We start from the raw sequence: 14,449 nt of genomic DNA, 5'->3' as shown, positions 1-14,449 counted from the left end.
TTAGAGTAACTCATTACTCTACCTAAGGAACACCACTTATCTGGTGTCACTCGTACGGGTGAGTCGGCTCCGGAAAGTGACACGCGTCCATGCCCTGTGCCCCGACTCTTTCGGCATGGGGACACATGTGCTGAGCATGCGCATAGACGGGGAGCTCCTCGACAGGCTCCGGACTCATGCCGCCAAACGAGGAATGAGCGTCCAGGACTATGTGGTCCGGACGCTCATTCGCGACGATTTCGACGAACGCTTCAAGGCGGCCGTCGACGAGACGGAGAAGTTCTACGGGGCTGCGTGAGCCGGGCTCCTCCGGGTACCGCCGAACGGGTTACGTGAGACCCAGCGCCGGCATCGCGTAGTAGAAGACGAAAACCGCGGACACGACGTACATGGCCACCGGGACCTCGCGGCCGCGGCCGGTCGCCAGCCGCAGTACGGAGAAGGCCACGAAGCCGATGCCGATGCCGTTGGTGATCGAGTACGTGAACGGCATCATCACCATGGCCAGGAAGGCCGGGACGGCGATGGTGAAGTCGTTCCAGTCGATGTCCCTGACCGAGCCGGCCATGATCAGGAAGCCGACCGCGACGAGGGCGGGCGTGGCCGCCTGCGAGGGGACCATCGTGGCGAGCGGCGTGAGGAACAGCGACACGGCGAACAGGCCGCCGGTCACGATGTTCGCGAGGCCCGTCCTGGCTCCCTCGCCGACGCCCGCCGTGGACTCCACGAAGCAGGTGGTGGCCGAGGAGGAGGAGGCCCCGCCCGCGGCGACGGCCAGGCCGTCCACGAACAGCACCCGGTTGATGCCGGGGAAGGAGCCGTCCGGCTTCGTCAGCTTCGCCTCGTCGCCGACGCCGAGGATGGTGCCCATCGCGTCGAAGAAGCAGGACAGCAGCACGGTGAAGACGAACAGGATGCCCGTCAACATCCCGACCTTGCCGAAGCCGCCGAACAGGCTGACCTGACCGATCAGGCCGAAGTCGGGCGCGGCCACCGGGTTGCCCGGCCACTCCGGGACCGTCAGGCCCCAGGCGGCGTCCGGGAGCTTGGTGATCAGCTGGATCGCCAGGGCGGCGACGGTCATGGCCACGATGGAGATCAGGATCGCGCCGGGGGTCTTGCGGATGATCAGGGTCAGCGTCAGCAGGACGCCGACCACGAAGATCAGGACGGGCCAGCCGTGCAGGTGGCCGTTGCTGCCGAGCTGGATCGGGACCGTGGTGTGCGCGAGGTCGGGCATGCGGGTGACGAAGCCCGAGTCGACCAGGCCGATCAGCAGGATGAACAGGCCGATGCCGATCGCGATGCCCTTGCGCAGGCCGAGCGGGACGGCGTTCATGACCCGCTCGCGCAGGCCGGTGGCGACCAGCAGCATCACCACGAAGCCGGCCAGGACCACCATGCCCATGGCGTCGGGCCAGCTCATGCGCGGGGCGAGCTGGAGGGCGACGACGGTGTTGACGCCGAGGCCGGCCGCGAGCGCGATCGGGACGTTGCCGATCACGCCCATCAGGAGGGTGGTGAAGGCCGCGGTCAGCACGGTGGCGGTGACCAGCTGGCCGCCGTCGAGCTGATGGCCGTACATGTCCTTCGCGCTGCCGAGGATGATCGGGTTCAGCACGATGATGTAGGCCATCGCGAAGAAGGTGGCGAACCCGCCGCGGACCTCGCGGCCGACGGTCGAGCCGCGCTCGGAGATCTTGAAGTAGCGGTCCACGGGGGCCGTCGTGCTCATGGGGTCCTGGTCCTCAGTGGTGGTTTCATACGGCGAAAACGGGCCAAGCCCAAACCGTTTCAGTATGAACACATGAACGAAGGGCCGTCTATCTCCGCGCGTAGACCCTGCGCCGACCGGCCTAGACTTGTCCCCATGGCGAAATGGACTGCGCAGCACGAGGCCCCCGAGCCCCTCGAGGGTCCGGTCGTCGGCACCGTGACCGGCGGCACGATCATCTGGTTCGCCCTCTTCCTCTTCCAGCTCCCCTTCTACGGGTGGTTCGCGGACCGGGGCATGCTGTGGTGGGTCTGGACCTGCGCGGTCGGCGGGGTTCTCGGCCTGATCGGCCTCTGGTACGTCCGCGGACGCGATGCCGCGCTGAAGCGGCACGCCCTTGAGCTGGCCGCTCGCGGCGAAGCCCCCGGGGCGGGCCCGGCGCCCCACGCGGGCTAGCGCCCGGCATCCCCCGCGCTGCCCGGGCCGGTGCCCGGCGCCCGCGGCCGTGCGGGTCCGCTGTGGCTGGGCGCGCAGTTCCCCGCGCCCCTGAACGGCTGCTTCGCAGCCGCCGGCCTTGCCGGTCCGGAGGGGGTACCCGAGGAGGATTTGACTCATCCGGAAGTCGGATCTTCGTATCTTTCGGCGGGTGAGTGGGGGAATCGCCCCTTAACGTCGGAACCATGACGGAGCGGGCGCAGATCGAATCAGAGGGACCGGAGCCGGGCGCCAGCCCCGGCCCCGCACCCGCCGGGACCGCCATCGACGCGGGGGCCGAGCTCGATCCCGTACACCCGGTCAGGCCACCCGCACCCCGGTTCAAGCCGGCAGGCCTCAGCACCGCCGAAGTCGCCGAGCGCGTCGCCCGCGGAGCCGTCAACGACGTCCCCGTCCGCAGCAGCCGCTCCACGTCCGAGATCGTCCGCGCCAACGTCTTCACCCGCTTCAACGCCATCATCGGCGTCCTCTGGGTGATCATGTTCTTCGTCGCGCCGATCCAGGACAGCCTCTTCGGCTTCGTGATCATCGCGAACACCGGCATCGGCATCATCCAGGAGATGCGCGCCAAGAAGACCCTCGACGGCCTCGCCGTCATCGGCGAGGCCAAACCCAGCGTCCGCCGCGACGGCCGCACCGCCGAGATCTCCACCTCCGAGATCGTCCTCGACGACGTCATCGAGCTCGGCCCCGGCGACAAGGTCGTCGTCGACGGACTCGTCGGCGAGGCCGACGGCCTGGAGATCGACGAATCCCTCCTCACCGGCGAGGCAGACCCGGTCCTGAAGAAGCCCGGCGACCCGGTCATGTCCGGCTCGTTCGTCGTCGCCGGCGGCGGCGCCTTCACCGCCACCAAGGTCGGCCGCGAGGCCTACGCCGCCCAGCTCGCCGAAGAGGCCTCCCGGTTCACGCTCGTCCACTCCGAGCTGCGCTCCGGCATCTCCACCATCCTCAAGTACGTCACCTGGATGATGGTCCCGACCTCCATCGGCCTGATCATCAGCCAGCTGATCGTCAAGGACAACAACCTCAAGGACGCCATCGCCCGCACCGTCGGCGGCATCGTCCCGATGATCCCCGAGGGCCTCGTCCTCCTCACCTCCGTCGCCTTCGCCATCGGCGTCATCCGGCTCGGCCGCAAGCAGTGCCTGGTGCAGGAGCTGCCCGCCATCGAGGGGCTCGCCCGCGTCGACGTGGTCTGCCTCGACAAGACCGGCACCCTCACCGAGGGCGGCATGGACGTCACCGAGTGCCGCCCGCTCGGCGGCGCGGACGCCGCGTACGTCAAGAAGGTGCTCGGCGCGCTCGGCGAGAGCGACCCGCGCCCCAACGCCAGCCTCCAGGCGATCATCGACGCCTACCCCGACAGCGCTGAGTGGCGCTGCACCGAATCGCTGCCCTTCTCCTCCGCCCGCAAGTACAGCGGCGCCAGCTTCAGCGAGGGCGACGGCGAGAACAACACCTGGCTGCTCGGTGCCCCCGACGTGCTGCTCCCGGCCGGGGACCCGGCCCTGGAGGAGATCAACGACCTCAACGAGCAGGGCCTACGGGTCCTCCTGCTGGGCCGTGCCGCCCGCGAACTCGACGACCCGGCCGTGGCCACCGGGGTCAGGCCGACCGCCCTCGTCGTCCTGGAGCAGCGGCTGCGCCCCGACGCGGCCGACACCCTGCGCTACTTCGAGGACCAGGACGTCAAGGCCAAGGTCATCTCCGGGGACAACGCCGTCTCCGTGGGCGCGGTCGCCGGCAAGCTGGGGCTGCCCGGCGCCGAGAACACCGTCGACGCGCGCACCCTCCCCGCCGACCAGGGCGAGATGGCTGAGGTCCTCGACCGGAACGCCGTCTTCGGGCGGGTCACCCCCCAGCAGAAGCGCGACATGGTCGCCGCCCTCCAGTCCCGGGGCCACACGGTCGCCATGACCGGCGACGGGGTCAACGACGTGCTCGCGCTCAAGGACGCCGACATCGGCGTCTCGATGGGCTCCGGCTCGGAGGCCACCCGGGCGGTCGCGCAGATCGTGCTCCTCAACAACAGCTTCTCCACCCTGCCCTCGGTGGTCGCCGAGGGCCGCCGGGTCATCGGCAACATCACCCGGGTGGCCACCCTCTTCCTCACGAAGACGGTCTACTCGGTGCTGCTGGCCGTCCTGGTGGTCTGCTCCCAGGTCGAGTACCCGTTCCTGCCGCGCCACCTGACGCTGCTGTCCACGCTGACCATCGGCATCCCGGCCTTCTTCCTGGCGCTGGCGCCGAACAAGGAGCGGGCCAAGCCGCACTTCGTGAAACGCGTGATGCGGTACGCGATCCCGGGCGGGGTCATCGCCGCCGTCGCCTGCTTCGTGACGTACGGGATCGCCCGCCACCACTACTCCGGCCCCGACGCACTCAAGGCCGAGACCAGCGCCGCGACGCTCGCGCTGTTCCTGACCTCGATGTGGGTGCTGGCGATCATCGCCCGTCCGTACACCTGGTGGCGGGTGGGCCTGGTCGGCGCGATGGGCGGGGCGTTCCTGATCGTGCTCGTCGTGCCCTGGCTGCAGAACTTCTTCCAGCTCAAGCTGGAGGGGGCCGTGATGCCGTGGACCGCCGTGGGCATCGCGGCCGTGGCGGCCGCGCTCATCGAGTTCACCTTCCGGTGGGTGGACCGGAGGTTCCCGGCGTGAACGTGGGCCGTTCGGGTCACCCGTTGGGGGACTGGACGGGCGGTTCGCGCGGTAGCCATACTTGCCATATGGCTACGAAGAAGATCACGATCACCGTGCCTGAGGAGCTGCTGGAGTCGATCCGTTCCCGGGTGGACGCGCGCGGGGTGTCGGCGTACATCACGGAAGCGGCGGCCCGCAGGGACGCGGTGGACAAGCTGGGTGAGCTGTCGGCCGGCCTTCAGGAGGAGTACGGCGCCCTGACCGACGAGGAACTCCGTGCCACGGACGAGTGGCTCGCCGAGATCGACGCCAAACACGATGCGCTGAGAGCCGGAGCCGAGGTGACCCCCGACTCAGGACAGCAGGCTGCGGCATGACGCCGCCGTCGAAGCCCGCGCCCGTTCATCGCCCGCGGGTGTTCGTCTTCGACTCCGAGGTGCTGTCCAAAGCGGTGCGCGGGGACCGGGCCATCGTCGGTCTGGTCAACAAGGCCTGGGACCGCAAGGTGCCGGTCGTCACCTCGGGGCTCACGACGCTGGAGGCATGGGATCCACGGCCGGGCAAGGAGCCCCGGCTCTGGGACTGGTCACTGTCCCGCATCGAAGTCGTCCACGCGGATGACCCGCTCGTCGGCCTCGCGCGTGCACTCCTCACGGAGGCGGGGCTGCACGGCCACACGTACGCCATCGACGCCGTCCTGGCTGCCGTGGCCGTCGCGAAGTCGAGGCGAGGCGCACAGGTGACGGTGTTCACCTCGGACGTGGACGACCTGGGGCGGCTCCTGTCGGGGCACCCGGTCGTGGTCGAGTCGGTTTAGCCCTGGGGTGCCCTACGCCGCCAGGCCGAGGTCCCGCTCCGTGCGCGTCGCGATCCGGCCGCGCAGGCCCAGGACCGCCACCGAGGCGAGCAGTCCGGCGACGAGGGCGCCCCACCACAGGACCGCCGGCCCGACCCCGGTGTACAGGGCGACGCCCAGGGTGAGGGCGGCGAAGCGGGCCGTGCCCCAGGTCCAGCTGAAGGCTCCCTGGTAGCGGCCCCGGGCGTCGGCCGGAGCCAGGTCGGCCACCAGCGAGGCCGCGATGCCGGCCACGGCCACCTCGCCGAGCGACCAGGCGACCACCGAGACCACGTAGCCGGTGACGGAGTCCGCGACCCCGGTCAGTGCCACCCCGGAGGCGATCAGGGTGCTGCCCGCGGCGAGCACCGGCAGCTGCGGCAGTCCCGACAGCCGGGCCGTCACGAACGGCTGCAGGCCCACCACCAGGAGGGCGTTGACCGCCGCCAGGGCCCCGTACACGGCCGGCGAGAGGCCGCTGTCGCGGACGGCCAGCGGCAGCGCCACCTCGGTCAGCGAGTACACGAACAGCTGGATGCCGAGCAGCGGGAGCAGCAGGAGCATCAGCCGGTCGCGCAGGACGACCCCGTAGCCCGTTCCCGAGGCCTTGGTCGGGGCGGTGCGGGCCGGCTCGCGCAGCCGGGTCGCGACCACGGCGGCGTAGACGAGGGCCGAACCGGCGTCGACGGCGAAGAGCAGCCAGTAGCCGTGCGCGGCCAGGAAGCCGCCGAGGACCCCGGCGACGGCCGTCCCGATGTTGACGCCCCAGCCGAACAGGGCGTACGCCCGCTGCCGCCAGCCGGTGTCCACCGCGTCGGCGAGCAGTGCGTAGGTGGCGGGCCCGACGGTGGCTCCGGCGGTGCTGAGCAGCAGCGCGGAGGCGGCCATCGTCCAGAGCCCCGGGGCCAGGAACAGGGCGCCCTGGGCGACGGCGGAGCCGATGAGCCCGATCAGCATGGTGGGGCGGCGGCCGATCCGGTCGGCGAGCAGTCCGCCGAGGGCCGGTCCGAGGAGGTGGCCGGCGCCCAGCGCGCCGAGCACGAAGGAGATGTCGGAACCGGTGATGCCCCGGTCGGCGAGGAGGAAGACGAGGAACGGGGTGACGAGGTAGCCGAGCCGGTTGACGACCGTACCGGCGAAGAGGGTCCAGACGAGGGGCGGAAGACCGCGGAAGGAGGAGGGCATGAGAGGAGCCTGCGCTCTGGGCAGGAGGGTGCCCATTGATTAAGGTGGGGCCGAATCAAATGGGCGGAAACGGCGGCGGGGGCACGCGGGACCATGGAATACGAACTGAACTTCTCCGCGGCGGACCTGGCGCAGACCCGCTTCGCGGTGTCCCCGATGTGGGAGGTCGTCACCAGCTACCGGCTGCTGAACGCGGAGAGCGATCCGCCGCTGCACCGCCGCTGGGCCGCGCAGGTGCGGCCCCGGCTGCAGAGCGCGGGCCTGGACCGGGGCTGGCTCGCCGCCCTCATCCCGGGCGGCGGCTACCTCGCGGACTTCCTCAACCCGACCCCGGCCGGCCCCTTCCCGGAACTCGCCGCCGAGCTGGCGGCCATCCGCGCCGGCAGCCCGGAGAACGTACGCGCCGACCTGGCCACCCTCACGTCGAAGGGCCGCCCGTCCGCCCGCCTGAGGCTGCTCCACGAGGACCCCGAAGCCGTACTGGAGAAGGTCACCGACGAGATCCAGACCTACTGGGAACTCGCCCTCGCCCCCTACTGGCCCCGGATCCGCCAGCTCCTCGAGGCCGACGTGTTCCACCGGGCCCGGCAGGTCGCCGAACACGGCTCCGCGCACGTCCTCAACGAGCTCCACTCCACCGTGACCTGGGACTCGGGCACCCTGCGCATGGTCCGCCGGGCCTGCGCGCTGACCCGCGCCCAGACCGGCCCCGGCCTCCTGCTGGTGCCCTCCGCCTTCGCCTGGCCCCGGGTCCTGACCCGCTCGGTGGCCCCCGACCCGCTCCAACTGGCCTACCCGGCACGGGGGATCGGCACCCTCTGGGAGCCCCGCGCCACCAAGGCCACCGACGCCGTGGCCGCCGTACTGGGCCGCTCCCGCACGCTGCTCCTGGCCGAACTCGACACCCCGGCCTCCACCACCCAACTGGCCCGCCACAGCGGCCTGTCCACCGCCGCGGTCTCCCAGCACCTCACGGCCCTGCGCGACGCGGGCCTGGTCACCGGCCACCGTGCCGGCCGCTCGGTCCTCTACGCCCGCACGGCCATCGCGGACGCGCTGCTCACGCCGGTGGGCTGACGGTCACCCCCCTGGAGGCGTGGCCGGTACGTGACGGTGATCGTTCAATGCCGATGCGGGGCGGTGGCCCCTGTGGAAGATTACGGCCGTCCGACACCGAGTTTCCGTATTCCCTGGGGGGAACCACCACGTGAAACGAGCACGCGCACTCTCGACAGCGGCCCTGGCCCTGCTGGCCGCCGCGGCGCCGGCCGCCGCTGCCGGGGACCCGGCGGCGCCCAAGGTCAGCGGACCTCCTCACCTCGGGCCGGGCACAGGGCACGGACTTCCCGACCCTGTGGGCCCGTTCGCAGAAGGACGGCACGGTCCGGGCCTTCACCATCAAGGGCACCCCGGACGCACCGGACTTCACGGCCTTCGCCAATCCGGCCGCCGGGCCGGTCCTGACCACCCTGGCCCCGGCCGGCCACCCGCGCGTCGGCTCCGACGGCGACCTCACGGGTGACGGCATCCCGGACCTCTGGTCCGCCAACGCCTCCGGCAAGGTCAAGATCTTCCCGGGCAAGGGCACGGCGAAGCCCCACCCGACGGTGACGGGCTTCGGACCGGCGGTCTGAGCCTCAGTCGAACCAGCGGTCCCGGGCCAGTTCCGCCGTGCGAGTCGGGTCCTCCAGGAGGGCCGCCACCTCGAAGCGGCGGGGCCACTGGCCCGCCGCCCAGGCCAGGGCCGCCGCGACGCCCTCCAGGGTGGAGGCGTGCAGGGTGCCGTCCGGGGTGCGGCGCCAGTCGAGTTCGATGCCGCCCGCCAGGAGTTCCTCGTGCTCCACGTAGCTCTTCGGGGTGGCCGGGCCCAGGAGTTGGTGCACCGACTCGGGGACCTCGTGCTCCTCGCCCTCGGTGGTGACCTCCGCCGGGACCGTCTCCGACAGGCGCCGGACCTGGAACAGCTCCGCCAGATCGGCGGCCCGGGACGGGGTGACCGGGAGGAGCGGGAGGCCGGCCGTCAGGGGGAGCAGGTCCGGGGCGTCCGCGATCAGCGCCTCGGCCGCGTCGACCACGACCACCTCGCCGTCCACGACCGCGCGCAGCTCGTCGGGCAGGGTGACCTGCTCGGGGTCCAGGTCCGCCAGCGCCCCGTACAGGCCGTGCAGTTGGCGTCCGCCGACCTCCCGGTCCGGGTCGGCGAGGCGGCCGAGCAGCTCGGCGGCGCCGCCCGGCTCCTCCAGCAGGGCGGGCACGGTGGTGCGTACGCCCAGCGCGCGCAGGACCTGCTCGTCCTCGAAGCCGGTGGCGTCCGCCGGGGTGTAGAGGCCTGACAGGAGGGGGTCGCCGCCCGCCGAGCGCAGGCCGGCCGGGCGGCGGCCGTCCAGGACCGGGTGGTCGCGCAGCCACCAGGCGGTGTACGAGCGCACGGAGCGGGTGGTGCCGTCCGGGAGCAGGACCCGCACGGGCTGGGTCAGGGCGTCCCGGAAGGGGGGCTGTGCCAGCATGGCCAGGGCTTGGGGCCAGCAGTCGTCGTCGACCAGGTCCAGGTCCCGTACGGCGACCAGCTCGGTGGCCACCGGCGGCACGGGCGTCTCGGGGAGCTGGTCGAGGAGGTCCTCGCACCACACGTCGACGGCGTCGAGCAGGCCGGCGTCGTCGGGCTCGGCGAAGTCCCCGTCGCGGGGCTCCAGTTCGTCCGGGTCCAGGACCACGTCGGTGGCGCGGACCAGCTGGAAGGCGGCGAGGACGCCCACGGCGGTGAGGGTCCGCTCGTCCCAGCGCTCCACCAACTCGGCGTCCACGTAGGGGATCTCGTCCTCGCGGACCACGGAGGCCAGCGGGGACCCGGGCAGCAGCAGTTCGCCGGCCGGGGTCGGTTCGCCGTCCTCGTCGGGCAGGGCGAGCGCGCCCAGCCAGGGCTCGTCGCCGGGGGAGAGCTCGGCGTCCCGGACCAGGCCCAGGACGATGTCGGCGAGTTCCTCGGGGTCGAGGGCGTCCTCGTCCCAGATCTCCCCGGAGTCCAGGGAGGCCGCGACGGCCGCCCGCACCTGCGGGGTGGTCAGGACGGCGCGCGGGCTCGCCGGGAGCGCGCCGAGCTTCTCCAGCAGCGGGTGCACCGCGTCGGGGTGGGCCACCTTCAGGCCGAGCCGGGCCAGTTGCTCGGGCCCGCCCGCCGAGGGGGCGTCCGCGCCGGGCAGCAGCAGGTGCCGGGGCCCGATCGCGGTGCGGCCGTCGGCCAGCGGCACGGGGAGGCCGGAGAGCCGGTCGGGGTCGACCCCGGCGAGGCTGTCGTAGAGCCGGTACCACCACGCGGGGGTCCGCTCGATGCCCGCGATCCGCTCGATGGCCTCGCCCAGCGGCAGCCGGCCCACGCCCAGGGTGCGCAGTTCGGGGCGGCGCTCCAGCCCGGCCGGGAGCAGGGTCGGCAGCACTTCCGCGAGGACCCGTACGGTGTCGGCGCCCGCGCCCTCCACCACCTCGGCCTCGAAGGGGCGCAGGGCGGCCCGCTCCAGCGGCTCCCCCTCCGCCGGCTCCTCGGGCGGGGCGGCGGGCGCGAGGAAGGCGGTACGGGGCAGGCGCGCGATGACGGCCGCGCGCAGGGCCCCGTCGAGCTCGCCCTTGCCGAGCGGACCGGGTACGAGGTCCACGAGCGCGGTGCTCACCGGATCCCAGGAGCCCAGCAGTTCGGCGTACGCGTCGGCCGCGCGCTCCACGAGGAAGTCCGTCAGCGGCCCCGGCGCGGGGTGCCGGCGGGTGGTGTCCAGCGGCAGGGTCGCGATGAGCAGCGCGGGGATGCCGAGCGGTTCGTCGGTCGGGGTCGGCGCGTGCACCACGGCGGCGGTCGCGGGGCGGACCGGGGCGCCTTCGGAGTCGACGGGCACGGACCAGGACACGGCCCAGACGGGCCGCAGCCGTTCCTCGACGGGCCGGTCGGCGAGCAGGGCCTTCTCGATGGGGCCGGAGTGGCGCACGGTGCGCCAGCGCTTGATGTCCGAGGCGGAGTCGGCGATGACGGTGTACGGGCCTTCGGTGCGGCGGGTCAGCGTCCGCACGCCCCCGGCCGGTGTGTCGACGACGACCTCGGCGAGCCCCGGCAGGGTCAGCAGCAGGGCGTCGTCGACGGCGGCGAGCAGCCGTCGGGCCAGCTCCTCGGCGGCGGCGTCGCGCAGCGGGAGCACCACGACGGTGTCGTAGCCCTCGGGCGCGGTGCCCTCGGCGGGCAGCGGGAGGCGCAGCAGCGGGACGTGGCCGTCGCGGCGGCGCAGCTCCTCGCCGAGTCCGGAGCTGCCGACGGCGGCGCCCCGGGCCAGTTCGCGGGCCTCGGCCAGGGACCAGCGCACGCCGCCGTGCCGGCCGAGGACGGCGGGCTCGTCGGAGACGGCCAGGACGGCGGCGAAGCCGACGCCGAAGCGGCCGACGCTCCCCGAGGAGTCGTCGCGCTTGGCGGAGGCGCGCAGGGTGGACAGCGACTCCACGCCGGTGGCGTCCAGCGGGGAGCCGGTGTTGGAGACGGCGAGCAGCGCGTGCCCGTCGGGCTGGTCGGTGCCCGCGTGCAGGGTGAGCCGCAGCCGGCCGGGGACCCCGGCGCGGGCGGCCGCGTCGGCGGCGTTCTGCGCGAGCTCGACGACGAGCCGGTCGCGGTAGCCGCCGAGCGCCAGGTCCTCCTCGGCGTTGGCGTCCTCGCGGAACCGGGCCGGGCCCGCGCCCCAGGCGTCGAGCACCCCGCGTCGCAGCCGGGCCGTGCCGAAGGGGTCCACGCCGTCCTGGGCCGCCGTCACTCGCACGCTCACGCTGCTGCCTCCAAGCTGCACTGCGGTGTACCGCGCTGTACCGCGCCGTACGGCATCCGCGGAACACCGGATGCCGAGGCCCTGAAGGTATCGCGTGCGCCGAGCGGCTCCGCAAACGAACCGGCGTCAGGCAGACTGCAGGAGTCGGTATCGCACTGCTATTTGTGAGGATTGCGCATGATCACGCTCACCAAGGAAGACGGCCCCGCGGACCTGGGCGGCGTAACCCACCTGTCCATCGGTGTCTCGTGGGACCCCACCGTGGGCAGCAGCGGCGGCCTGTTGGGCAAGCTCAAGCGGAAGGTCGGGACGGACCTGGACCTCATCGCGATCGCGATGCAGGGTTCGGACCCGGTCCGCCTCGCGGGCCTCGACTCGCTGGATCCCATGGGCAACGGCTCGCTGCGGCACAGCGGGGACAACCAGACGGGCCACGGCGAGGGCGACGACGAGACGGTGACCGTCGAGTTCGCCCGGATACCGGGCAACGTCACGTCCATCGTCTTCGTCGCCGCCGCGTACAAGAAGGGCAGTTCCTTCCAGAGCGCCCGCAACATCAGCTTCAAGGTGTACGACGGCACGGGCGGCAGCACCCAGCAGGTCGCCGACATCTGGCCGAGCCTGCTCGGCAGCGACAACGGCTGCGCCGTGGCCAAGGCGGTCCGCGACGGGGCCGGCTGGAAGCTCCATGTCATCAACGAGACCGGAAAGATCAAGCCGGGTGACGAGCAGGCCCTGATGCGCTTCGCGGTGGCCAAGTAGCCCGACCGGAACCAGCCCGAACCAGAACCAGCCCGACCGGAACCAGCCCGGGCAGAGGGGTCATTCCTTACCGACGAGGTGCGCGAACACCACGACGTTGGCGTCCCAGTGGCGGTCCTTGGTGAGCTCGCCGCCGCAGGTGATGACGCGGAGCTCGGCCTTGCCGTGGGTGTCGCCGTAGACCTTGTCGGTGGGGAACTGGTCCTTCTTGAAGGTGTCGACCTCGTCCACGGCGAAGACGGCGGTGGAGCCGTCGTCGCGGTGGACCTCGATCTTCTCGTCCTTCTTCAGCTTCTTGAGGTTGTAGAAGACGGCCTCGGGCGCCTGGGGGGTGTCCATGTGCCCGACGATGGCGGCCGCGCCCTTCTCCCCGGGGGTCGGGCCCTCCTTGTACCAGGCCGCGTCCTTGGGCTTGGCGAAATCGGGCTCCTGCATGACGCCCTTGGCGTCGAGCCCGACGGTGTCGAGCGGGGCGTCGACCTTGATGTCCGGGATCACGATGCGGTCCGGGACGGAGGCGCTCAGTACCGAGGCGTTCTTGGCGTCGGCCGGGTTGTTCTTGGCCGCGTCGTCACCGCCGGAGGCGCAGGAAGTGATCAGGAAGGCCGTGAGGCCGGCGGCGCCCGCCAAGGCGGCCACGCGCAGGGCGCGGCCGCTCCGGCGGGGGGCGTGTTCAGGGGTGGACTGCTCAGCCATTGTCTGCCGCGTCCGAGGGGACCCATCCGAGCGGGGCCTGGCCGGTGTTCACGGAACCCTTGGGGGTCTTGTGCTGGCTCGGGTCGAGCGGGGCCGGCTTCGGGTTGACCGGGCCGGTGGCGTCGGTGGAGAACTTGACGGTGTCGAACTTCTTGCCGCCCGCGAAGGCGTCGACGCCGTAGTAGCCGGACTTGACGTCCTTGGCGACGACCGCGGTGCCGGTCCAGACGCCTTTGCCGTCGTTCTTCAGGTTTACCTGGCCGCCGAAGGCGTCGGACTTGATGAAGGCGCTCTTCTCGTTCGGCGCCGTCTTGATGGTGACCTGGATCTTCTCGCCCGGCTTGCCGTGGTCCTGGGACAGGCTCAGCGTCGAAGTGCCCGGCGTCGGGGCGGTCTTGCCGTCCTTGACCGTGATCTGGGCGGTGGCCTGGAGCTTCTCGCCCTTGGGGCCGGTGCCGGTGAGGGAGATGCCGTAGTTGCCGTCGGCGACCTTGGCGATGGTGGCGGTGGCGCCGCGCCCGTCGGTCATCTTGACGTTGTTCAGGGCCTTGGAGGAGATCGACAGGTTCGTCGAGCCGTCGGGAACCTCCATCGACATCTGGATGGAGTCGCCCGTCTTGCCGGAGGAGGGCGAGACCTTCAGGGCCACCGGGGCGGTCTTGCCGTCCTTGACCGCGATCTGGGCGGTGGCCTGGAGCTTCTCGCCCTTGGGGCCGGTGCCGGTGAGGGAGATGCCGTAGTTGCCGTCGGCGACCTTGGCGATGGTGGCGGTGGCGCCGCGCCCGTCGGTCATCTTGACGTTGTTCAGGGCCTCGGAGGAGATCGACAGGTTCGTCGAGCCGTCGGGAACCTCCATCGACATCTGGACGGAGTCGCCCGGCTTGCCGGAGGAGGGCGAGACCTTCAGGGCCACCGGGGCGGTCTTGGCGTCGGCGCTCGCGCTGCTGTGCGCGGCGGGGGTGGCGTCGGCTGCGAACGCGGCGGTGGGGACTGCCAGGGCCATAGACGAGGCGAGGGCGATCGCCGAGAGGGTGAGTGCCTTGCGCATGGGGTTCCTCCTGAACGGGCCGGGGTTCGTTCCCGGCACACCAGACATGAGGGACATCCTGGGGTGGTTGGTTGCGCCCCTCCGAGGGGCCGCCGGGGCCCCCTGTCGAAGGTCCCGCGCCATAAAACCGCAGGCCGTGGAGGCGGTGAGGATCCTCCGTTTGCGGGCTCTTTGCCCCGATTTTTGGGACCAAGGTCCCGGGGTTCCGGGCCGCGCGCGGGACTTCGTTCTTCAGGGCTCGTTCAGGACTGCCTCAGGACCGGCTCAGAACCGGAT

The 14,449-nt window shown here is 71.9% G+C and carries 12 protein-coding genes; 7 read left to right on the top strand and 5 right to left on the bottom strand.

Annotated elements, in window-relative coordinates:
* Positions 1-115 precede the first annotated feature (115 nt).
* Entirely contained in the window at positions 116-298 is a 183-nt protein-coding gene (locus tag OG435_RS20835; protein WP_250747478.1) for a BrnA antitoxin family protein, read from the top strand.
* Positions 299-328: 30 nt separating this feature from the next.
* Here OG435_RS20835 and OG435_RS20830 read toward each other — a convergent pair whose 3' ends face one another.
* Positions 329-1,735 (bottom strand): NCS2 family permease, encoded by a 1,407-nt coding sequence (locus OG435_RS20830; RefSeq protein ID WP_266878678.1) that lies wholly within the window; start codon positions 1,733-1,735, stop codon positions 329-331.
* Positions 1,736-1,870: 135 nt separating this feature from the next.
* Here OG435_RS20830 and OG435_RS20825 point away from each other — a divergent pair, with 135 nt between their 5' ends.
* The 4 genes from OG435_RS20825 (at position 1,871) to OG435_RS20810 (ending at position 5,671) form a co-directional block, all read left to right on the top strand.
* A complete protein-coding gene (locus OG435_RS20825) occupies positions 1,871-2,170 on the top strand; it encodes a DUF2530 domain-containing protein (RefSeq protein ID WP_266878676.1) in 300 nt (99 codons plus the stop codon).
* A 224-nt stretch (positions 2,171-2,394) separates the two neighbouring features.
* A complete protein-coding gene (locus OG435_RS20820; protein ID WP_266878674.1) occupies positions 2,395-4,872 on the top strand; it encodes a cation-translocating P-type ATPase in 2,478 nt (825 codons plus the stop codon).
* 68 nt (positions 4,873-4,940) lie between these two features.
* Complete coding sequence (locus OG435_RS20815; RefSeq protein WP_266878672.1) at positions 4,941-5,231, top strand: hypothetical protein; 291 nt, start codon at positions 4,941-4,943, stop codon at positions 5,229-5,231.
* Positions 5,228-5,671: a hypothetical protein gene (locus OG435_RS20810; protein ID WP_266878670.1), complete on the top strand. Its 444-nt coding sequence runs from the start codon at positions 5,228-5,230 to the stop codon at positions 5,669-5,671. Before OG435_RS20815 ends, OG435_RS20810 begins: the two co-directional genes overlap by 4 nt.
* Before the next feature lie 12 nt (positions 5,672-5,683).
* Here the strand turns inward: OG435_RS20810 and OG435_RS20805 are convergent, their stop codons facing one another.
* The gene (locus tag OG435_RS20805) at positions 5,684-6,874 is read right to left on the bottom strand and encodes an MFS transporter (protein ID WP_266878668.1); all 1,191 of its coding nucleotides are present in this window, start codon (positions 6,872-6,874) and stop codon (positions 5,684-5,686) included.
* Positions 6,875-6,967: 93 nt separating this feature from the next.
* Here OG435_RS20805 and OG435_RS20800 point away from each other — a divergent pair, with 93 nt between their 5' ends.
* Entirely contained in the window at positions 6,968-7,951 is a 984-nt protein-coding gene (locus OG435_RS20800) for an ArsR/SmtB family transcription factor (RefSeq protein WP_266878666.1), read from the top strand.
* A gap of 560 nt (positions 7,952-8,511) precedes the next feature.
* On the opposite strand, the gene OG435_RS20795 is transcribed toward OG435_RS20800, so the two are convergent.
* Positions 8,512-11,667: a sacsin N-terminal ATP-binding-like domain-containing protein gene (locus OG435_RS20795; protein ID WP_266878664.1), complete on the bottom strand. Its 3,156-nt coding sequence runs from the start codon at positions 11,665-11,667 to the stop codon at positions 8,512-8,514.
* A 177-nt stretch (positions 11,668-11,844) separates the two neighbouring features.
* Between OG435_RS20795 and OG435_RS20790 the strand changes: the two genes are divergently transcribed.
* Complete coding sequence (locus tag OG435_RS20790) at positions 11,845-12,429, top strand: TerD family protein (protein ID WP_266878663.1); 585 nt, start codon at positions 11,845-11,847, stop codon at positions 12,427-12,429.
* A 60-nt stretch (positions 12,430-12,489) separates the two neighbouring features.
* Here the strand turns inward: OG435_RS20790 and OG435_RS20785 are convergent, their stop codons facing one another.
* Together OG435_RS20785 and OG435_RS20780 are read right to left on the bottom strand one after the other, a co-directional pair.
* On the bottom strand, positions 12,490-13,125 hold the full coding sequence (locus tag OG435_RS20785) for a class F sortase (RefSeq protein ID WP_266878661.1): 636 nt from the start codon (positions 13,123-13,125) through the stop codon (positions 12,490-12,492).
* On the bottom strand, positions 13,118-14,173 hold the full coding sequence (locus OG435_RS20780; RefSeq protein WP_266878659.1) for a hypothetical protein: 1,056 nt from the start codon (positions 14,171-14,173) through the stop codon (positions 13,118-13,120). The genes OG435_RS20785 and OG435_RS20780 overlap by 8 nt, the downstream gene beginning before the upstream one ends.
* Positions 14,174-14,449 lie beyond the last annotated feature (276 nt).

The organism is Streptomyces sp. NBC_01264 (genome assembly GCF_026340675.1).
Lineage (GTDB): Bacteria > Actinomycetota > Actinomycetes > Streptomycetales > Streptomycetaceae > Streptomyces.
This window is presented reverse-complemented; position numbering and strand designations above follow the sequence as displayed.